The following is a 20,278-nucleotide window of genomic DNA, read 5'->3' as shown; positions in this document are numbered from 1 at the left end:
CGCTGCTGGCACGACCACCAGCCCTACAACCCCGACCTACACGGCCAGCTCAACACCCTCCGCCGACAGGCCGCTTGACATAGGGCTCTCAGGCGAGCCGGGCGCGGTGGGCCGAGACGGCGGCCCGCCGCGGGTCGGCCGCCGGGAGCGTCTTCAGCAGGGCGTCCAGCACCGCGAAGTCGTCCACCCCGCACGCCGTCTCCCAGAACGCCCACAGCACGCCCGGATCGCCGCTGTTCAACGCTACCTGGCGGACCTGGGCGGTGAGGGACTCACGCTCTTCGCGGATCGCGGGCGCTTCCGACTCCGGCAGCAGCGGCCCGCGGAAGACGCGCAGGACGTCGGCCGGGGAGCCGGTGCGCAACGACGCTCGCGCCCGGGCGAAGTCCGCGTCGACGTCGGCCGCCAGCCGGTACGGGCGGGTCTGCACGACCTGCGCGCCCAGCTGGGAGCGCAGGCGGTGGATCTCCGCGCGGACCGTCACCGGGTTGCCCGTCTCGCCGTAGAGCTGCAGGGCCAGCCGTTCCGCGGAGAGGCCGTTCGGGTGCAGGGCCAGCAGGGTCAAGATCTCCGCGTGGCGCAACGTCAGCGGCACTTCGCGACCGTCCACAGTGGTCGAATGCGCGCCGTCGGAGAGGTAGTCGAGCCGCAGGCGGGAGCGTCGGCTCACACCACCGGACGAAAGCCGGAGCAGGTAGCCCTCGGCCAGGGGCTCCACCGTGGCGAGGCGGCCGTCGGGCAGGGCGACCGTCCCGCCGCCGCGCCGGACGTCCACTGTGGACGGAAGCAGGCACTCCTGGGCCGCCAGCACCCGGCCGCCCGCCGAGAGCAGTGCGCCGGGCCGGCCGCGCAGGGCTTCCAGGTGCGGCATGTTGACGCGGCGCAGGCGTTCGTCGCGGACCGCGAGCTGAGCGCGCAGCTGACCCTCGGCGAGCTGCGCGGTCGCCGTGACCAGCGAAATCATCGCCGGGTGGACCGTGCGCAGCGGCCCGCTGACGTCGATGGAGCCGAGCAGCACGCCGGTCTCGGGGTCGCGCACGGGCGCCGCCGCGCACGTCCACGTGTGGTAGCGCCGGACCAGGTGCTCGGCCGAGTGGATCTGCACCGGCTCGCCCGTCGCGAGCGCCGTGCCCATGGCGTTCGTGCCGATCGCCGCCTCGCTCCAGCACGTGCCCTCGGTGAGGCCGACGCGGTCGCCGCGCAGGAGCTGGGCCGTTTCGCCCTCGCGCCACAGGATCAGGCCGTCCGCGTCGGTCACGATCATCACGTGCTCGGCGTCGTCGGCGATGCTCACCAGCATCTGCCGCAGCACCGGCAGCACCGGGGCCAGCGGATGGGCTTCCCGCAGCGAAGCGAGGGCTTCGGAGTCGAAGACGAACGGTGCCTCGCCCTCGTCCGGGTCGACGCGGGCGGCGAGCGAGCGGTGCCACGAGTCGGAGACGACGGAGCGTGGCGGCCGGGGCCCGGCAACGCCCTGGAGCACCGCTTCGCGGACGTGCTCCAGTAGCCGCGCGGACGACCCGGGATCGCGCGGCAGCTCCGGTTCGGGCGCCTCTGCCACGTCCACCAGCGTAGATAGCCGGCTCACCGCGGTGCAACGCGCTTGCAACGTTGCCCGGCCTACGTTCGCCGCCACCAGCTCAACCGTCACTCCGAGCAACGAGGCAGGGAAGATGGTCCAGTACGCCGCACCGAACACCGAAGGCAGCGTCGTCAGCTACGAGTCGCGCTACGACCACTACATCGGCGGCGAGTACGTGCCGCCCGCGAGCGGCCGGTACTTCGAGAACCCGACCCCCGTCACCGGGAAGACCTTCTGCGAGATCGCCCGCGGCACCGCCGAGGACGTCGAAAAGGCGCTCGACGCGGCCCACGGCGCGGCGCCGGCGTGGGGCCGGACGTCGGTCGAGGAACGCGCGAACACCCTGCTCAAGATCGCCGACCGGATGGAGCGGAACCTCGAGGCGATCGCGGTGGCCGAGACCTGGGAGAACGGCAAGGCGGTCCGCGAGACCCTCGCCGCCGACATCCCGCTGGCCATCGACCACTTCCGCTACTTCGCCGGCGCGCTGCGCGCCCAGGAGGGCGGCATCTCGCAGATCGACGAAAACACCGTCGCCTACCACTTCCACGAGCCCCTCGGCGTGGTCGCGCAGATCATCCCGTGGAACTTCCCGATCCTGATGGCGGTCTGGAAGCTCGCCCCGGCGCTGGCCGCGGGCAACGCGATCGTGCTCAAGCCCGCCGAGCAGACGCCGGCGTCGATCCACCTGCTGTTCTCGATCATCGGCGACCTGATCCCACCGGGCGTGGTGAACATCGTCAACGGCTTCGGCGTCGAGGCCGGCAAGCCGCTGGCCTCCAGCAACCGCGTCCGCAAGGTCGCCTTCACCGGGGAGACCACGACCGGCCGGCTGATCCTGCAGTACGCCAGCGAAAACATCATCCCGGTGACCGTCGAGCTGGGCGGCAAGAGCCCGAACATCTTCTTCGACGACGTCGCCGCGCGCAACGACGACTTCTACGACAAGGCGCAGGAAGGCTTCGCGCTCTTCGCGCTCAACCAGGGCGAGGTCTGCACCTGCCCGTCGCGGGCGCTGATCCAGTCGGGCATCTACGAGGAGTTCCTCGGCGACGGCGTCGAGCGCGTCCGCAAGATCAAGCAGGGCAACCCGCTCGACACGAACACGATGATCGGCGCCCAGGCGTCGAACGACCAGCTCGAGAAGATCCTTTCCTACATCGACATCGGCAAGCAGGAAGGCGCCGAAATCCTCACCGGCGGGGTCCGCAGCGACCTCGGCGGCGACCTGTCGGGCGGCTTCTACGTCGAGCCGACGGTGTTCGCCGGCGACAACAAGATGCGCATCTTCCAGGAGGAGATCTTCGGCCCGGTCGTGTCCGTGGCGAAGTTCGACGACTACGCCGACGCGATCAAGATCGCCAACGACACGCTGTACGGCCTCGGCGCCGGCGTCTGGTCGCGGGACGGCAACACCGCCTACCGCGCCGGCCGTGACATCCAGGCGGGCCGCGTCTGGGTGAACAACTACCACGCCTACCCGGCGCACGCGGCTTTCGGCGGCTACAAGGCGTCCGGCATCGGCCGCGAGAACCACAAGATGATGCTGGACCACTACCAGCAGACGAAGAACATGCTCGTCTCCTACTCCGACCAGGCGCTCGGGTTCTTCTGATGACCGAGCGCGTCGACCTGACCCCGGCCGCCGCGGACCTGCCGCGGCGGCTGGTGTCGCTCCACGGGCCGGTGATGTTCCACCAGTCCGGCGCCTCGGCTCGCTTGAAGTCGAGGGCGGATTTCCTTGGAAGCGCCCGAAGGCGTGCACTTCCTGATCCGCTCCCGGCTGCTCACCGGCGAAGAGTCGGCGGCGCTGAACTGAAGGCGCCGAACAACGCCGTGGCGAGCACCAGTCCTTCCCGGGCGACCGGGGCGAGCAGGTGCTCGTCCGGCGCGTGCTGCAGGCAGCCCGGGTAGGAGTGCGGCAGCCACAGCGTCGCCAGGCCGAGGACGTCGGTGAAGACGTGGTTGGGCAGGCCGCCGCCGAAGTTGGGCAGGAGAGCGACCGGCCGGTCCGCGACGGCGTCCAAAGTGGACTTCGCCCAGTGGACCCACGGGTTGTCGACCGGTGTCCGGCTGGCGCGGAAGCTGGCATCGGCGGTCACGTCGACCATTGAAAACCCTTGCGCCGCCAGGTGTTCGCGGATGGCGGGGGCGACGCCGTCGACGTCGGTGCCGGCCACGTACCGCAGCTGCAGCACCGCACGGGCCCGGCCCGGGATGGCGTTGACCGGGCGGTCGGCGTCGGCCGCGCCGAGCGCGAGGACCTCCAGGGTGTTCCAGCCGTAGAGCCGTTCGGCGGGCGCGAGTCGTTGATCGCCCCAGTTCTCGTCCAGTTCCGGGTCGCCCGGCGTGGTGCCGACGACGACGTCGTTCAGGGCCGCGCGCACGGAGTCCGGCAGGTCGGGTGGCAGCAGTGCGGGTAGCTGAATGCGGCCGTGGCCGTCGACCAGGCTCGCGATCGCGCCGGCGAGCGTCGTCGCCGGGTTGCGCAGGATCCCGCCCCAGTTGCCGGAGTGGTAGGAGTCCGGGCGCAGGTCGGCTTCCAGGGTGATGCGGATGCCGCCGCGCGCGCCGAGGAACAGCGTCGGGGTGGCCGCGTCGAGGCGCGGGCCGTCGGAAGCGATGAGGACGTCGGCGGCGAGCAGGTCTTTCTGCCGCGCGGCGAACTCGTCGAGGCCCGGTGAGCCGATCTCTTCGCCGGTCTCGAAGAGGAACTTGAGGTTGAAGCCGAGCTTGCCTCGTGCTTCGAGGAGCAGGCGCAACGCCGTGAGGTTGACCAGGTGCTGGCCCTTGTTGTCGGCAGTGCCGCGGCCGTACCAGCGGTCGCCGTCCGCGGTCAGCGTCCACGGGTCTCGTCCTTCACTCCACTGCCCGGCTTCTCCGACGACGTCGGCGTGGCCGTAGCAGAGCAGCGTCGGCAGCCCGGGCGCCTCGACGCGGACGCCGACCAGGAACGGGCCGCCCGCCGGGTCGGGGTTGGGGTGCTGGGACACCTCGCAGCCGAGGCCGGTCAGGGCCGGGGTCAGGACCTCGTCGAGGTACGCCTGGATCGCGGCGCGGCCCTCGGGGGCGTCGCTCACCGTGGGGTAGGCGACCAGCCGGGCCAGTTCGGTGAAGAAGGCGCCGGAGTCGACGTGTGCGCGGGCCTGATCGAGCAGCTCCATGATCGCCACTCTAGAGGTGGAAAACAATACGAACGGTCGTGCTATATTCGAGGTATGAACGTCGACGGCGTGTATGTGGGGGAACCGAGCGTCCTGGGCCACCGGCGGGAGCGCCCGGTGCTGAGCGCGATCACGAAGGCGCGGGTCACGGCGCCGGAGCTGGCCTTGACCGAGCTGAACCTCGAGGGCGACCGGCAGGCCGACCTGACCGTGCACGGCGGGGTCGACAAAGCGGTCTACGTCTACCCGGCCGAGCACTACGCGGCCTGGCGCGAGGACGGCTTCGAGGTGGCGACGGCCGACTTCGGCGAGAACATCTCGCTGAGCGGCGTCACCGAAGACGACGTCCGGGTCGGGGACGTCTGGGCCTGGGGTGACGCGCTCGTGCAGGTCTCCCAGCCGCGGTCGCCGTGCTACAAGCTCGCCATGAAGACCGGCCGCAAGGACGTCACCCCGGCGATGATCGACTCCCTGCGCAGCGGGTGGTACCTGCGCGTGCTGCGGCCGGGCACCGTGCCGACGTCCGGCGCCCTCGAGCTGGTCGAACGCGCGGACGCGCCGACGATCGCCGAGGTGTACGTGATCTCGTTCGCGAACTACGGTCAGCTGCCGCCGGACAAGATCGAAGCGGCGCTGGACTTCGCGGACCGCGTGCTGGCGACCCCGGCGCTGGCGGTGTCGTGGAGCGCCGGCATCCAGTCCACTGTGGACCGCTGGCGGGAGCGGCATGCCGGGTGACGGCCGGGTCGCCCGCGGTGACGCGACCCGCCGCGTGGTGCTGCGCCGGGCGGTGGACGTCGCGTCGGTCGACGGCTTGGAGGGGCTGTCCCTCGGCCGGCTGGCCACCGAACTGGAGCTGAGCAAGAGCGGCGTGTTCGCGCTGTTCGGCTCGAAGGAAGAGCTGCAGCTCGCGACGGTCGAAGCCGCTCTGGAGATCTTCCGCTCGTACGTCGTGACGCCGTCCCTCGACGTCGCGCCGGGGCTGCCGCGGCTGCGGGCGATCTGCGAGAACTGGCTGGACTACTCGGAAAAGCGCGTGTTCCCGGGTGGCTGTTTCTTCTTCAACGCCGGCGCGGAGGTCGACGCCCGCCCGGGCCGGGTGCACGACGCGGTGGCGGCGGCGAGCGGCTCGTTCGCGGAGTTCATCCGCGAGACTTGCCGGGACGCGGTCTCGCTCGGCCACCTGGACACGGACGCGGAAGTCCTGGCGTTCGAGCTGCACGCGCTGGGCCGCGCGGCGAACGCCGACTCCGTCCTCAACAACGCCACCACGCCCTACGCCCTGGCCCGCCGCGCCATCCGTTCCCGCCTGGGCGACCCCGGAATGCTCTGAAGGCCACCATGAGGGCATCTAGTTCCCTCATGGTGGCCTTCAGAGGCTTTGGGCTACTTCCAGTCGACCTGGGGGCTGCGGTAGAAGTCGATGCCCTGAGTGGTCCACCGCGGGGCCTGCTTCGCCAGGCGTACGCGGTAGGCGTCCCAGTTGTGCGTCGACTTCGGGGACCAGCCGATCTCCGCGATGCCGGGCAGGCGCGGGAACGCCATGTACTCGATGTCGTCGCTGGTGCGGATCGTCTCCGTCCACAGCGGGGCCTCGACGCCCGCGACCTGCTTCTCGCCGACCCCGGTCACCAGCGAAGCCGGATCCCAGTTGTACCCGTCGCGCACCTCGACCAGCGCCGCCCAGTCCTGGCCCAGCGGGGTCTCGGGGGTGTACTTCATGTCCAGGTACGCGTAGTTCGCCGGCGACATCAGGATCTTGTTGCCCCGGGCCGCGGCGGCCGCGACGGACGCGTTGTCGCCGCCGAAGTCCCAGTACTGCGGGACAGCCGAGACCGGCAGCGTGGACTTCGCGATCTCGTGCCAGCCGGTGACCTTCTTGCCGTACTTGGCGACGATCGGCTGCACCTTCTGCTGGAAGGTCAGGTAGTCCGCGGGCGGTGTCGCGTGGGCCTCGTCGCCGCCGATGTGCAGGTACTGGCCCGGCGTGATCGCCGCCAGCTCGCGCACGACGTCGTCGACGAACTTGTACGTGATCGGCGAGGAGATGCACAGCGAGCTGTAGCCGACCTCGGTGTCCGTGCGCACCGGGACGGCCTTGCCGTCGCAGTTCAGCTCCGCGTACGTCGACTGCGCCGCGTTCGTGTGACCCGGCATGTCGATCTCCGGGATCACGGTGATGTGCCGCGAAGCCGCGTACGCGACGATGTCCTGGTACTGCTTCTGCGTGTAGTAGCCGCCCGGGTCGCCGTACGCGGCCGTCTGGCCGCCGACCGTCGCGAGCTTCGGCCAGCTCTTGATCTCGATGCGCCAGCCCTGGTCGTCGGCCAGGTGCAGGTGCAGCGTGTTGATCTTGTACTGGGCGATCTGGTCGATGTACAGCTTGACCTGGTCCGGCCGGAAGAAGTGCCGGGCGACGTCGAGCATCGCGCCGCGCTCGCCGAAACGCGGGTAGTCGAGGATGGTGCCGCCGGCGACCGTCCACGTCCGGTGCTGGACGCGCTTCGCGTCGATCGCCGACGGCAGCAGCTGCCGCAGCGACTGGACGCCCTCGAAGAGCCCGTCGGCGGTGTTGGCCTTCAGCGCGACGCCGTCGTGGGCGACCTTCAGCTCGTAACCCTCGGTGCCGATGCGCGAGTCGTGCCCGAGCTGCAGCGAGATCGCGGGCAGGCCCCACGAGCGCGGCACGACGGGCAGCGGGTAGCCGGTGGCCGGGCGCAGCAGGCCGCGCAGGTAGTCCGCGACCTGGCCGGCGCCGCGGTCGGCGCTGATCACGGTGAACGGCGTCAGCTTGAAGTCGCCGCGCGGGTCGGCCTTCGCCGACACGGGCGCCGGGACGACGTCGGTCACGCTGCGTTCCGGCGCGGCTGGGGAAGCCGCCGCGGCAGCGGGCAGGCCGACTGCCGTCAGACTCACGATCGCCGCGGTCGAGACGGCTCTGGACAAGCGCATCAGGGCACCTCCGGTCGGGGACTCCCTCACAAAGGTACAGACCAGCCGGTGCATTTGGAACAATACTTTACGAAGTGCGCAGCGCCGCCCGGATCGCGTCCAGGACGCCCGGGTCCTCGATGGTGGAGGGCACCGCTTCGTCGCGGCCGTCGGCGATCGCCCGCATGGTCTTGCGCAGGATCTTCCCGGACCGCGTCTTCGGCAGTGCGTCCACAATGGACACATCGCGGAACGCCGCGACCGGCCCGATGTCCCGGCGGACCATCGCCACGAGCTCGTCGCGCAGCTCGTCCTCGGCGATGTCCGCGCCCGCCTTGAGCACGACGAACCCGCGCGGCAGCTGGCCCTTGAGCTGGTCGGCGACCCCGATGACGGCGCACTCGGCGACGGCGGGGTGCGACGCCAGCACGGCCTCCATGGACCCGGTCGACAGGCGGTGCCCGGCGACGTTGATGACGTCGTCGGTGCGGCCCATGACGAACAGGTAGCCGTCTTCGTCGAGGTAGCCGGAGTCTCCGGTCAGGTAGAAGCCGTCGTAGCGCGAGAGGTAGGCCTCGCGGTAACGCTCGTCGTCGCCCCACAGCGTCGGCAGTGAGCCCGGCGGCAGCGGCAGCTTCACCGTGATGGCGCCTTCGCGCCCGGCCGGCAGCTCGTCGCCGGCCTGGTCGAGGATCCGCACGTCCCAGCCGGGAACGGGCTTGGTCGCCGAGCCCGGCTTGACGTCCATCGGCTCGAGGCCGCGGAGGTTGGCGGCGATGGGCCAGCCGGTCTCGGTCTGCCACCAGTGGTCGATGACCGGCGTGCCGAGCTTCTCGTGCGCCCAGTGGTAGGTCTCCGGGTCCAGCCGCTCGCCGGCCATGAACAGCGTCTTGAACGCTTCGAGGTCGTACTTCTCCAGCTCCCGGGCGTCCGGATCGAGCTTCTTGATCGCCCGCAGCGCGGTCGGCGCGGTGAACAGCGCCTGGACGCCGTGCTCGGCGATGACCCGCCAGAACGCGCCCGCGTGCGGCGTCCCGACCGGCTTGCCCTCGTAGAGCACGGTCGTCGCGCCGGCCAGCAGCGGCGCGTACACGATGTAGGAGTGCCCGACGACCCAGCCGACGTCGGAAGCCGTCCACCAGACGTCGCCCGCGTGGACGTCGTAGATCGCGTCCATCGAATAGGCGAGCGCGACCGCGTGGCCGCCGGTGTCGCGCACGACGCCCTTGGGCTTCCCGGTGGTCCCGGACGTGTAGAGGATGTAGAGCGGGTCGGTGGCCGCGACCGGCACCGGCTCGGCCGGGGTGGCGTTCGCCGCGAGCTCGCGCCAGTCGAGGTCGTGGCCGGTCAGCTCGGCCGGCGCCTGCTCGCGCTGCAGCACGACGACGTGGTCGGGCTGGTGCTCGGTCATCGCGAGCGCGCCGTCGATGATCGGCTTGTACTCGACGACCCGCGTCGGCTCGATGCCGCAGGACGCCGCCAGGATCACCTTGGGCTTCGCGTCCTCGATCCGCGCCGCGAGCTCCTTGGGCGCGAACCCGCCGAAGACCACGGAGTGCACCGCGCCGATCCGCGCGCAGGCCAGCATCGCGATCGCGGCCTCGGGCACCATCGGCAGGTAGACGATGACGCGGTCACCTTTCGTGACCCCCAGGGAGCTGAGCGCACCGGCGAAGCGCGCGACCGTGTCCCGCAGCTCTTCGTAGGTGTAGGTACGTTGCCGTCCGGTCACGGGAGAGTCCCAGATCAACGCGGCCTGGTTGCCGCGGCCGGCCTCGACGTGCCGGTCGAGCGCGTTGTATGCCGTGTTCAGCTCGGCGTCCGGGAACCACCGGTAGAACGGCGGCCGGGAGTCGTCCAGCGCCCGCTCCGGCGGCTTCGTCCAGCTGATCGACCTGGCCGCGGCCAGCCAGAACGCCTCCGGATCGGCCAGGCTCCGCCGGTAGGCCTCGGAGTACGCGCCCATGCCCCGCTCCTTCGCGTCGAACGTTGCCGCCGGCCCCATCATGGCGCGGGAGCGGCGGGCCCGCCGGATTCCGGGCACGCTGAAGACCCGGCAACCTCAAGGCCGCCGGCTGCGTCCTAAGCTGGACCGCGGGAAAACGCCGCGTGACGGTACGAAGTGAACACGGACAGTGAGGGGAGCCCGGCGGTGAACGGACTCGCGAGCGCGTTGCTCTCGCTAGCCCATTCCTTGTTCGGCCCGGGCTTCTGCCCCGGCGACTGGGTCTGGGCCACGAGTGCGGCCGGCGCGCTCGTCGCACTGCTGCCGCCGATCGGCGCGCTGGCGGTGTCGATCATCCGGAAGGGCACGGGCAACCGCTACGACGTCACGACGCTGTCGATCTTCGGCGCGATCGGGCTGTTCAGCGCGCTGGTGTTCCCGTGGCTGCTGTCGAACGGCGTGTCGGGCGTGTTCCGCGCGGAGTTCGCGGGCCAGAAGTCCGGGCTGTCCAAGGCCGAGACGGCCACGCTGACCAGCGGCTTCTGCTGGGTCGACGACCAGAAGAAGTACCTCGGCGGCGGCCAGACCGTCTACGACGTGCTGTTCTCCCGCAACGGCAGTGACATCCCGTTCTTCGTCTACGTCCTGGCGTTCATCGTCCTGGGGGCCGGGTCGCTGCTCTTCGTGATGCTGCAGGCCCGCACCGCCTTCCGCCGCGGCCCGAAGTGGCCGTCGCGGTTCTTCTGGATCCCGTTCGCCGCGATGCTGGTGTTCAGCGTCGGCATGGAGGCGAACACCGCGCTGCACTTCTGGCTCGGCTTCCTGCCGTTCAGCGTGCTGGGCCTGATCCCGGTCGCGATGGTCGGGCCGCCGCCGTGGGCGGTGATCAACCGGCCGGACGTGCCGCCGCGCCGCGACCAGGAGCCGCAGGGCCCGCCGCCGTCGCAGGTCCAGCCGCGCCCGACTCCGCCGCCGCCACCCCCGCCTCCGGTCAACCGGCCGTACCCCAAGACGGCCCTGGCGGCCGCGCCCGAGCCCCCGCCGATGGCCGGCGCGCTGGCCGCCGCGCCGGGCCCGGTCCCGCCGCCGCCCGGTTCGCGCAACGCCGGCGGCAGCCGCTACCGGCGCGTCAAGCAGCTCGGCGCGGGTGGGTTCGGCACGGTCTGGCAGGCCGTCGACACCCAGCTCAACCGCACGGTCGCGCTGAAGATCGCGCACGCGCCGGACCGCGACACCGCCGAGCGCATGCAGCGCGAGGCCCGCGCGCTGGCCGTGGTCAGCCACCCGAACTGCGTCAAGGTGTACGACCTGGCCGAGGAGCCGGACGGGCTCGCGCTGGTCATGGAGTACCTCGAAGGCCGTCCGCTGGCCGAGCTGGTCGACGGCCAGGGCCCGCTCGACGACGTCGCGGCCGGCCGCCTCTGGGCGACGATGGCGGGCGCGCTGGCGGCGGCGCACGACAAGGGCGTCCTGCACCGCGACATCAAGCCGTCGAACGTCATCCTCGACCCGAGCGGCCTGGCCCACCTGATCGACTTCGGCATCGCCCGCAGCCAAGGCGACTCGAAGATGACGGCCACCGGCATGATGATCGGCACGCCCGACTTCGTGGCCCCGGAGCAGGCGATGGGCGCGACGGCGTCCCCGGCGTCGGACGCGTGGCAGCTGGCGGCGACGATCAGCTACGCCCTGTCCGGCCAGCCCCCGCGCGGCACCCGCGAGACCCCGATGGCGGCCCTGATGGCCGCGGCCCGGGCGGAACCGGTGTCCCGGCTCCCGCAGCGCAGCGCCCACGCGCGGCTGCTGGCGGCTTCGCTGGACCCGGAGCCCCGGCGCCGTCCGACGTTGAACGCGGTGCGTCGCGAGGTCGAGGGCTGGCTGTCGCGAGCGGGCAAGTCGGCCGACGGCCCGGTGACGCGGGTCGTGCCGCGCCAGCCGGGGAACCAGCTGCCGCGCCGCTAACCGGGCTTCACGGCCGAGAAGATCACCAGCTCCTTCGGCCTCAGGTCCACCTTGACCTGCTCGAACCCCGCCTTCTCGAGCCGTTCCGGGAAGGTCGCCGCGTCGATGACGTTCATCGTGTCGCCGATGTGCAGGAGGCGGAAGCGGAGGTTGAGCTGGCCGTCGCTGCCGCAGTACGTGCCGCCCGGGCGCAGGACCCGGGCGGCCTCCGCGAAGATCGCGTCCTGCAGCTGCCGGGTCGGCACGTGGTGGAGCATCGTGAAGCACACGACGGCCGAGAACCGGCCGTCCTCGAAGGGCATCTCCGCGCCGCTGCCCTCGACGACCTCGGCACGGCCGCCGAACTTCGCGCGCAGGAGCTCGCTCGACGCGGGGTCGATCTCCAGCACCGTCAGCTTCGGGACGGCGCCGAGCAGCACCTTCGTCGTGGCGCCGAACCCCGGCCCGATCTCGAGCACGTCGTCACCCAGGTCGCGAGCCGCGAGCCACGGCGTCAGGCGTTCCTCGACGGTGGCCGCCCACTTCTCCGAGCTGCAGATCTTGCGGTGGATCAGGTTCATCGGCATCCGTCCGACGCTATTTCGGCGCGGGAGTGGCCGGTAGCCGATACTCTGACAAATGATGTCGCCAAACAGCCAAGCCATGCTGCTCGGCGAGGTCGACCTGCCCGCCGGCACCTGGTTCCCCGAGCACGAGCACCCCGTGCACCAGCTGGTCTGGTCGGCCCGCGGGGTCGTCGCGGTGAAGGCGGGCGACGCCGGCTGGGTCCTCCCGCCGACCCGGGCGCTGTGGATCCCGGCGGGTGTCCAGCACCGCACGGGCGCGCTCGGCCGGGCGGCGCTGCGCGGCATCTACGCCGATCCCGCGCTGTCCCCGGTGTCGTGGCCGGTGCCGCGGATGGTGGTCGTCCGCCCGCTGCTGCGCGAACTGCTCGAGTACCTGACCGACGACAGCGTGGCCCCGGCGGCGCGGCTGCGGGCCGAGGCGGTGGCGTTCGACCTGCTGGAACCCCTGGACGTGATCCCGATCGTGGTGCCGTCCCCGGCCGACCCGCGAGCCCGCGACGTCGAGACGGCGGTGGTGGCGAACCCAGCCGACCCGCGCAGCCTGGCGGAGTTCGGGCGCGACGTCGGAGCCGCGGAGCGGACCTTGGCGCGCCTCTTCGTCCGGGAGTGCCGGATGCCGTTCGGGACGTGGCGCACGCAGGTGCGGCTGCGGGCGTCGCTGCCCCTGCTGGCGCAGGGCGCGCCGCTGGAGGCGGTGGCCCACCGGGTGGGGTACAGCTCGGCGAGCGCGTTCGTCGCCGCCTTCCGGCGGGCTGTCGGGGTCACCCCGGGGGCGTACTTCGCGGGCTGAGCCGGCACCAGTACCGCAGCCGCCCGGCGGAACTGGTGTCCGCCAGGACGCCGCCGTTGCGTTCGATCACCCGGCGCGACGCGTGGTTCTCGGGAGCGCAGGTCAGCAGGACGTCGTCGATGCCGGCGTCCCGGGCGACCCGCAGGCTCGCCCGCAGCAGCGCGGTGGCGTGTCCCCGCCCTCGCGCCGACGGCCGGATGTCGTAGCCGAGGTGGCCCCCGAACTCGGTCAGCTCCTCGTTGAGCCGCAGGTTGAGCCGGACCCGCCCGAGGTACTCGTCGCCGGCGGCCCACCAGAGGATCCGGTGCGGAACCCGGTCACGGGCGACGGACGCCGAACCGCGGACGCCGGCCTCGCGCATCTCCGCGAGCCAGCGCGCGAACGCCGCCGGATCGGCGAGCAGCTCCGGCCGCAGCTCGGTGTGCAGTCCCTCGCGGTGGTACTCGCGCAGGGCGTCGAGGAACGATCGGTGGTGCCGCGGCGCGGGGTCGGTCAGCCCTACCGCCAGGACGGCAGCCACCGTTCGGCTTCCCACTGGCCGGTGGTGATCGCGACGCCGTTCAGGATCGGCCACAGCCAGGCGAAGTTCGCCACCACCAGGCCCACGTACAACGACACCACGAGCAGGCCGGTCCCGCGCCGTTCGAACCCGCGCCGGGCGCTGCCCAGGATCTGGCCCAGGCACAACGTCAACCCCAGCACCAGGAACGCCGCCAGCGGGGTCGCGTAGAAGAAGTACATCTGGCGGTCGATGTTGGTGAACCAGAAGACGTACCCGCCGAGGTAGCCCACCAGCACGGCCGCGTAGCGCCAGTCCGCGCGGAAGATCGAGCGCCACACCGACCAGCCCAGCATCGGGATCGCCAGCCACCACATCGCCGGCGTGCCGATGAGCATCGTCGCGCTGACGCAGCGGGACTCGCCGCAGCCGGTGACGTCGCCGTCGTAGCTGTAGAGCATCGGGCGCAGCCCCATCGGCCACGTCCACGGCTTCGACTCCCACGGGTGCGGGTTGTCCTTGGGCGTGACCAGCGTTTCGTGGAAGTGCAGGACGTTGCCGGTGTAGTCGGCGAGCGAGCGCAACGACGACGGCACCCACGACCAGAAGCCCGGCGCGATGTCCTTGATCTCGGTGTAGTGCCGGTCGGTCGCGGTCTCGCTCGCGAACCAGGCCCAGTACGCGGCGAGGTACATCAGGAACGGGACGAGCAGGATCGCCCACAGGGCGGGCAGCACGTCCCGGCGGATCGTGCCCAGCCACGGCCGTTCGACGCCGGCCGCGCGGCGTGCCGCGACGTCGAAGAACACGCACAGCAGCCCGAACGCGACGATGTAGTACAGCGCCGACCACTTGACGCCGAAGGTGAGCCCGATCATCAGCCCGGTCGCGAACCGCCACCAGCGGAAGCCCAGCTTGGGGCCCCACACGGACTCGTTGACCCAGCCCTCGCGGACCGCCGTCGCGAGCCGGGTGCGGACCTGGTCGCGGTCCACCAGCAGGCAGGAGAACGCGGCGAGCACGAACAGCGCGATGAAGATGTCGAGCATGCCCATGCGCGACTGCAGGTGCAGCACGCCGTCGCTGATCACGAGGATGCCGGCGATGCCGCCGAGCAGCGTCGAGCGGGTCAGGCGGCGGGCGATGCGGATGGTCAGGAAGACGATGAGCGTGCCGGCCAGCGCGGGCATGATCCGCCAGCCCCAGCCGTTGTAGCCGAACAGCCATTCGCCGATCGCGATCAGCTGCTTGGCCAGCGGCGGGTGGACGACCAGCTCGTAGCCGTAGTTGTCCTCGTAGCCGCCGTTGCGCAGCATCTGCCACGCCTGCGGCACGTAGTGCTTCTCGTCGAAGACCGGGCTGCCCTTGTCCGTCGGCACGCCGAGGTTCTGCAGCCGGACGATGCCGCCGATCGCGGTCAGCACGAGGGTGACGACCCAGCCGCGCAGCCGGTCGGCGGGCATGCCGCGGCCGAGCAGGGTCACTTCGCGGTCGGTCGGCGGCCGGAGCGCCTCGACCGGGTCCGGCCGGACGCTTTCGTCGTCGGGACGGGTCAGCACGGCGGTCACGGGGGCGATCCTACGGGCGGGACAGGGCGTGCGTCGTCCGGATCCGCTGATCAGCCTAGGCTGGACCGGTGAGTCCCTCGGTCCTTCCCGGTCGTCTCGTCCTGGCCGCCACCCCGCTCGGCGACGTCCGCGACGCCTCGCCCCGCCTGGCCGAAGCGCTGGCGGAAGCCGACGTCATCGCGGCCGAGGACACCCGCCGGTTCCGCACGCTGGCCTCGGCGCTGGAGGTGACCCCCCGCGGCCGGGTGGTGAGCTTCTACGAAGACGTCGAGACGGCCCGCCTGCCCAAGTTGCTCGAATCGTTACGCGCGGGCGAGTCGGTGGTGCTGGTGACGGACGCCGGTATGCCCAGCGTGTCCGACCCGGGGTTCCGGTTGGTGGCGGCGTGCGTCTCGGCGGACATCCCGGTCACGTGCCTGCCCGGCCCGTCCGCGGTGACGACGGCGCTCGCTTTGTCCGGTTTGCCGTGTGACCGGTTCTGTTTCGAGGGCTTCGCGCCGCGCAAGCCCGGGGAGCGGTCCAAGTGGCTTTCGTCGTTGCGCGACGAGCCCCGGACGGCGGTGTTCTTCGAGTCCCCGCACCGGCTGGCGTCGTTGCTGGCGGACGCGGTCGCGGTGCTGGGCCCGGACCGGCCCGCCGCGGTGTGCCGCGAGCTGACCAAGACGTACGAAGAGGTGAAGCGGGGACCTCTGTCGTTCTTGGCGGAGTGGGCCGCGGACGGGGTCCGCGGCGAGATCACGGTGGTGCTGTCCGGAGCGGAACCGCGGGAGGTGTCGGTGGCGGACCTGGTCTCGGAGGTCGCGGACCGCGTCTCGGCGGGCGAGCGCTTGAAGACCGCGGCGGCGGAGGTCGCCGAGGCCGCGGGAGTGTCCAAAAAGGAGCTTTACGACGCCGTTCTCGCCGCGCGCACCGCGAAGTAACAACGCTCACAACGAGAAGATGTCCGTTTTGCCGCAAGTGATCGATGTGAGATCCGAATTAATCCGTTCGGCCGCTACCGCGGCAGTCGATCATCGGTGAAGGTACTCCCTGGGCGCGGTCCGGGTTGTCCGGCCGCGGAGTGAGGGGAATCTTCGTGGCTTTCGACGTGCGTTCTTCGCGGCTGAGATCCAGACGTGGCGTGCTCTTCTTGGTACTGGCCGTGGCTTTCGGGATCCTCCCCGCCACGGCTTTTTTGCGCCCATCGCCCGCCGCGGCCGACACCGTCGCGCAGGTCCCGGACACCGCACCGGACCAGGCGACCGCCGCCCGGTACTCCGGGCAGGCCGGAAAGCGCGTTCAGGTCATGGACCAGACCACCGAGACGACGGAGACGTTCGCCGACCCGGACGGCACCGTCACGACCACCCGCCACCTGCGGCCCGTGCGGGTCAAGCAGGGCGGGAAGTGGGCCACACCCGATTCGACACTGGCGCCGAAGGACGGCGTGCTCGCCCCCAAGGCCGCGACCACCGGGATCACCCTCTCCGCCGGCGCGGGGCGCTCCGCGAAGTCCGTCGGCGCGCAGCCCTTGCTGCGGTTGACCCGTGACGGCACCACGGCCGGGTTCGACTGGCCCGGCACCTTGCCCGAGCCGGTCGTCACCGGCTCGACCGCGACCTATCCGGAGGTCCTGCCCGGCGTCGACCTGCGGGTCGAGGTGGACGTCGACACCGTGCACGAGGTCGTCGTCGTCAAGACGCCCGAGGCGGCCGCCAACGTGGCGAAGCTGGGCTTCGGCGTGCCGGTGCAGAACGGCGCCGTGACGAAGGACGCCGACGGTTCGCTGCACGTACGGAACGCCGCGGGCGACGAGAAGTTCACGGCTCCGCCCGCGGCGATGTGGGACTCGTCGGGCGTCGAGACGGCCACCCAGGACTTCACGCGCGGGCCGGCCCCGGCCGGGCACCGCGCCGCCGTCGGCGTCGGGCTCGACGGGGCGAAGCTGACCCTCACCCCGGACCCGAAGCTCCTGGCCGCCGCGGACACCGTCTACCCCGTCTACATCGACCCGACCTGGCACGACAACTACTGCGCCGCGTGCGGCCGCAACCACTACCTGGTCCAGTACGCCTGCGGCACGGGCAAGACGCCGGGCGACGCGGTGTGGGACAGCGACGACAGCCTCCGCGCCGGTTACTACAACGACCCCAATTCGAGCTGCAGCGGGCACCTGGTCACCGCGCGGTCCTTCGTCGAGATGAACCTCGGCGGCCTGGGCGGGAAGACCATCTACAGCGCGAAACTGACCATGGGCCTGGCCCAGCCCGGCAACTGCTCGGGCAGCAACAACATCGTCTGGGCGGGCGGCATCAGCCCCGGGCTGCGGTTCAACAGCGGACCGGCCTGGTGGCAGACGGTCGCGACGGTCTCGGGCTGCCCGACCAACGTCGGCTTCGACATCACCTCGACCATCGCGACCGCGGTCAGCGGCAACTCGCCGACCTGGACGTTCGGCATCATCTCGCCGAACGAAAACGACCAGGCGACCTGGAAGCGCTACTCGCCCCAGGTCGGGTTCGAGGTCAAATACAACTCCCCGCCGAACCAGCCGAAGAACCTCGCGATCTTCAACGGCACGCAGTCCTACCCCTGCGTCCAGGGCGCTTCCCGGCCGGTCCTCGGCCCGACCGCCACCGGCTACGTCACCCGGGCCAACGTCTCCGACCCGGACGGCTACCAGCTGGACGCGCGGTTCCGCGTCTACAAGGGACTGGTCAGCACCAACACCCACGTCTGGGACGGCCGGGAGTTCGGCTCGGACAACATCCTGAGCGACGCGAACCAGGCGAACCGGAACGCGGTCACGACCCTGCCCACGACCGAGATGAACGCCGACGGCCTCTACTCCTGGGACGTCCATTCGACGGACGGCCGGGAAACCTCCTGGGCGGTGCCCTGCGAGGCCGAAGTCGAGCTGACCCCGCCCGCGGCGCCCGGCGTCGCGTCGCAGACCTACCCCGCCGGCGCGTACGGCGGTGGCCCCGGCCGTCCCGGTGACTTCACGTTCACCGCGGCCGGCACGGCGGCCCCGGTCGACCACTACGTCTGGCGGATGGACAACACGGCCGCGCCGAGCTGCGACGGCACCGAGGCCGGCACGGTGAAGCCGAAGGCCCTGAACGGGCCCGGCACCACCGCGATCGCGCCCGGGAGCTCAGGTCCGCACGTGCTCAGCGCGTGGTCGTGCAACCGGGCGAAGACCCCGTCGACCCGGATCGACTACGCGTTCACGGTGAAGGACGCCGCAGCGCCGGTCGCGTCCTGGCAGTTCGAGGGCGACGGCCGATCCCAGGTCACCGGTCTGCGCTACGCGGGTGCCGGCACCGGCAACTTCGCCACGGGCAAGGTCGGCCAGGCCGCGGCGCTCAGCGGCCAGGCGGGCGACTACTTCGCGACGCCGGCCCGGATCGTCGACACCACCAAGTCGTTCTCCGTCTCGGCCTGGGTCAACGCCGCCGACCTGAACGGCCAGCGGGCCGTGCTCTCCCAGGACGGGGACCAGACCAGCGGGTTCGCCCTGCAGTACCTGAGCACCGGCAAGTGGGCGTTCAGCCTGAGCGGCTCGGACATCGCGAACCCGGTCGTCACGTCGGCGGTGTCGACGGCCACGCCGTCGGCCGGGACCTGGGCGCACCTCACCGGGGTCTACGACGCGAGCGCGCACACCGCGGCGCTGTACGTCGACGGCAGTCTCCAGCAGACGGTCTCGGCGACCGCGCCGAACGTGAGTGGTCCGCTCGTCCTCGGCGGCGCGAAGTGGGGCGGTGTCCGCACCTACCTGACCAAGGGCTCGATCGACGAGGCAGCCGTGTTCGGCCGCGCGCTCTCCGCCGCCGAGGTCGGCACCTTGTACGGCGCCAACGGCGTTCCCACGGGGTTGACGGCCGCCCGCGAGTACACTTTGGACGGTGGCACGCAGGACGCCACGGGAACCGAGAACACGCTCGCGTTCACCAGCCTTCCCTTCGGTCCGGGGTATTCGGACTCGGCGGGCCAGTCGGCGACCGACGACTCGACCGGCCACGGCAGCGGCCGGGGCCTGGTGGGCTCGGGCCCCGGCTACGCGGCGACGTCGTCCCCGGTGGTGGACACCGCGCAGAGCTTCTCGGTCTCGGCCTGGGTGAAGCTGGACAAGCCGGACTTCTACACCCTCGCGGCGCAAGAAGGCACCGCCGGCGACTCGTTCATGCTCAGCTCCTCGACCGACAACGTCGCGTTCGGGATGAGCACCACGGACGCGGCCGGCGACGCCGGCAACTGGCGGTGGGCGGGAACGTCCGTCACCCCGTACGCCGGGAAGTGGACGCACCTGACCGGGGTGTACGACGCGGTCGCGGGCAAGGAACGGCTGTACGTCAACGGCGCGCTCGCCTCGGAGACGGTGATCCCCGCGGGCACCGTGTGGCGGTCGACCGGGCCCTTCGGGATCGCGAAGCAGCCCGGCCGGTCGGTGGGGGCCTTCGCCGGCTCGATCGACCAGGTCCAGGTCTGGGACCGCGCGCTGCCCGCCGCCGAGGTGTCCGGCCTGGCCAACACCGCGGTGCTCCGGGCGAACTACCAGCTCGACGGCAGCACGACGGACTCCGTCAGCGGCGTCACGGGCACGCCGTCCGGGACCTTCCAGATGACGACGGACGAGAACGGCTCGAACGTCGCCCGGTTCCCGTTCGAGTGGGGTTCCCAGGTCGAAGGGCCGCGCCCGCAGAACTTCCGCAGCGACCGCAGTTTCACGGTCGAGGCCTGGGTCAAGCACACCTGGACCGAGGCGGACGCGGCGCGGGAGAAGCAGCGCGACCCGTCCGATCCCGGCGGCGTGGACAAGCCCGGCCGCACGGCGCTCGGGGCGAACGGCGCGAACTTCTCGCCGTACCTCCTCGGCTACCGCGGCGTGCAGGACGCGAACGGCGTCTGGCACCCCCGCTGGAGCTGGGCGATGTGGATGGCGGAGTCGACCCCGGCGACGCCGGTGGCCATCCTGGCGACGCCGGACGCGGACGCCCAGTCCGGCGTCTGGACCCACCTCGCCGGGACGTACGACGCCGTGGCGCACCGGGCCTGCCTGTACGCGACGACGGACGCGTACCGATACAGCACGAAGTGCGTCGACAACGTGATCGGCTGGAACGGTGCGAGCGACCTCGAGGACCTCTTCCTCGGGCGCGGCCGTTTCAAGGGCCAGGACAGTGACTACTGGTACGGCGACCTGCGCGGTATCCGGGTCTACAGCGGTGTGCTCGACCAGCAGCACATCAACGCCGACGCCGTCCTCGACCACCCCTAGCCCTGCCC

The 20,278-nt window shown here is 71.4% G+C and carries 14 protein-coding genes and 1 pseudogene; 8 read left to right on the top strand and 7 right to left on the bottom strand.

The genetic code is table 11. From position 1 onward, the window contains the following. Positions 1-88 precede the first annotated feature (88 nt). Positions 89-1,561, bottom strand: coding sequence for a GAF domain-containing protein (locus AB0M83_RS37380; RefSeq protein WP_364524615.1), 1,473 nt, complete (start codon positions 1,559-1,561; stop codon positions 89-91). 112 nt (positions 1,562-1,673) lie between these two features. Here AB0M83_RS37380 and AB0M83_RS37375 point away from each other — a divergent pair, with 112 nt between their 5' ends. Next, positions 1,674-3,197: an aldehyde dehydrogenase family protein gene (locus tag AB0M83_RS37375; RefSeq protein WP_364524613.1), complete on the top strand. Its 1,524-nt coding sequence runs from the start codon at positions 1,674-1,676 to the stop codon at positions 3,195-3,197. Continuing rightward, positions 3,197-3,401, top strand: a pseudogene (locus AB0M83_RS37370) (hypothetical protein). The gene AB0M83_RS37375 and the pseudogene AB0M83_RS37370 overlap by 1 nt, the downstream one beginning before the upstream one ends. Here AB0M83_RS37370 and AB0M83_RS37365 read toward each other — a convergent pair. Then, positions 3,370-4,746, bottom strand: a complete 1,377-nt coding sequence (locus AB0M83_RS37365; protein WP_364524611.1) for a M20 family metallopeptidase — start codon at positions 4,744-4,746, stop codon at positions 3,370-3,372. The pseudogene AB0M83_RS37370 and the gene AB0M83_RS37365 overlap by 32 nt on opposite strands. A 54-nt stretch (positions 4,747-4,800) precedes the next feature. Between AB0M83_RS37365 and AB0M83_RS37360 the strand changes: the two genes are divergently transcribed. Both AB0M83_RS37360 and AB0M83_RS37355 read left to right on the top strand, forming a co-directional pair. Beyond that, complete coding sequence (locus tag AB0M83_RS37360) at positions 4,801-5,484, top strand: MOSC domain-containing protein (RefSeq protein ID WP_364524609.1); 684 nt, start codon at positions 4,801-4,803, stop codon at positions 5,482-5,484. Then, positions 5,474-6,079 carry a TetR/AcrR family transcriptional regulator gene (locus AB0M83_RS37355; RefSeq protein ID WP_364524607.1) on the top strand — a complete coding sequence of 202 codons (606 nt, stop codon included), beginning with the start codon at positions 5,474-5,476 and terminating at the stop codon, positions 6,077-6,079. The genes AB0M83_RS37360 and AB0M83_RS37355 overlap by 11 nt, the downstream gene beginning before the upstream one ends. Before the next feature lie 53 nt (positions 6,080-6,132). Here AB0M83_RS37355 and AB0M83_RS37350 read toward each other — a convergent pair whose 3' ends face one another. Both AB0M83_RS37350 and AB0M83_RS37345 read right to left on the bottom strand, forming a co-directional pair. Beyond that, positions 6,133-7,698, bottom strand: a complete 1,566-nt coding sequence (locus AB0M83_RS37350) for a beta-N-acetylhexosaminidase (RefSeq protein ID WP_364524605.1) — start codon at positions 7,696-7,698, stop codon at positions 6,133-6,135. A 67-nt stretch (positions 7,699-7,765) separates the two neighbouring features. Then, positions 7,766-9,685 (bottom strand): propionyl-CoA synthetase, encoded by a 1,920-nt coding sequence (locus AB0M83_RS37345; RefSeq protein WP_364524621.1) that lies wholly within the window; start codon positions 9,683-9,685, stop codon positions 7,766-7,768. A 144-nt stretch (positions 9,686-9,829) separates the two neighbouring features. Between AB0M83_RS37345 and AB0M83_RS37340 the strand changes: the two genes are divergently transcribed. Then, the gene (locus AB0M83_RS37340; RefSeq protein WP_364524603.1) at positions 9,830-11,584 is read left to right on the top strand and encodes a serine/threonine-protein kinase; all 1,755 of its coding nucleotides are present in this window, start codon (positions 9,830-9,832) and stop codon (positions 11,582-11,584) included. Here the strand turns inward: AB0M83_RS37340 and AB0M83_RS37335 are convergent. Next, positions 11,581-12,150, bottom strand: a complete 570-nt coding sequence (locus AB0M83_RS37335) for a class I SAM-dependent methyltransferase (protein WP_364524601.1) — start codon at positions 12,148-12,150, stop codon at positions 11,581-11,583. The two genes, AB0M83_RS37340 and AB0M83_RS37335, sit on opposite strands and share 4 nt — an antisense overlap. A gap of 76 nt (positions 12,151-12,226) precedes the next feature. On the opposite strand from AB0M83_RS37335, the gene AB0M83_RS37330 reads away from it, so the two are divergent. Then, on the top strand, positions 12,227-12,940 hold the full coding sequence (locus AB0M83_RS37330; RefSeq protein ID WP_364524619.1) for a helix-turn-helix transcriptional regulator: 714 nt from the start codon (positions 12,227-12,229) through the stop codon (positions 12,938-12,940). Here the strand turns inward: AB0M83_RS37330 and AB0M83_RS37325 are convergent. Together AB0M83_RS37325 and AB0M83_RS37320 are read right to left on the bottom strand one after the other, a co-directional pair. Continuing rightward, positions 12,912-13,460, bottom strand: coding sequence for a GNAT family N-acetyltransferase (locus tag AB0M83_RS37325; RefSeq protein ID WP_364524599.1), 549 nt, complete (start codon positions 13,458-13,460; stop codon positions 12,912-12,914). The genes AB0M83_RS37330 and AB0M83_RS37325 overlap by 29 nt on opposite strands. Further along, entirely contained in the window at positions 13,439-15,007 is a 1,569-nt protein-coding gene (locus AB0M83_RS37320; protein WP_364524597.1) for a phospholipid carrier-dependent glycosyltransferase, read from the bottom strand. The genes AB0M83_RS37325 and AB0M83_RS37320 overlap by 22 nt, the downstream gene beginning before the upstream one ends. A gap of 68 nt (positions 15,008-15,075) precedes the next feature. Between AB0M83_RS37320 and rsmI the strand changes: the two genes are divergently transcribed. After that, a complete protein-coding gene (gene rsmI, locus AB0M83_RS37315) occupies positions 15,076-15,927 on the top strand; it encodes a 16S rRNA (cytidine(1402)-2'-O)-methyltransferase (RefSeq protein ID WP_364524595.1) in 852 nt (283 codons plus the stop codon). Positions 15,928-16,127: 200 nt separating this feature from the next. After that, positions 16,128-20,270 (top strand): LamG-like jellyroll fold domain-containing protein, encoded by a 4,143-nt coding sequence (locus tag AB0M83_RS37310; protein WP_364524593.1) that lies wholly within the window; start codon positions 16,128-16,130, stop codon positions 20,268-20,270. The last annotated feature ends 8 nt before the right edge of the window (positions 20,271-20,278 follow it).

This window comes from Amycolatopsis sp. NPDC051106, from assembly GCF_040682775.1.
Taxonomy (GTDB): domain Bacteria; phylum Actinomycetota; class Actinomycetes; order Mycobacteriales; family Pseudonocardiaceae; genus Amycolatopsis.
The sequence above is the reverse complement of the archived record's forward strand: the minus strand, read 5'-3'. Positions and strand labels throughout refer to the sequence as shown.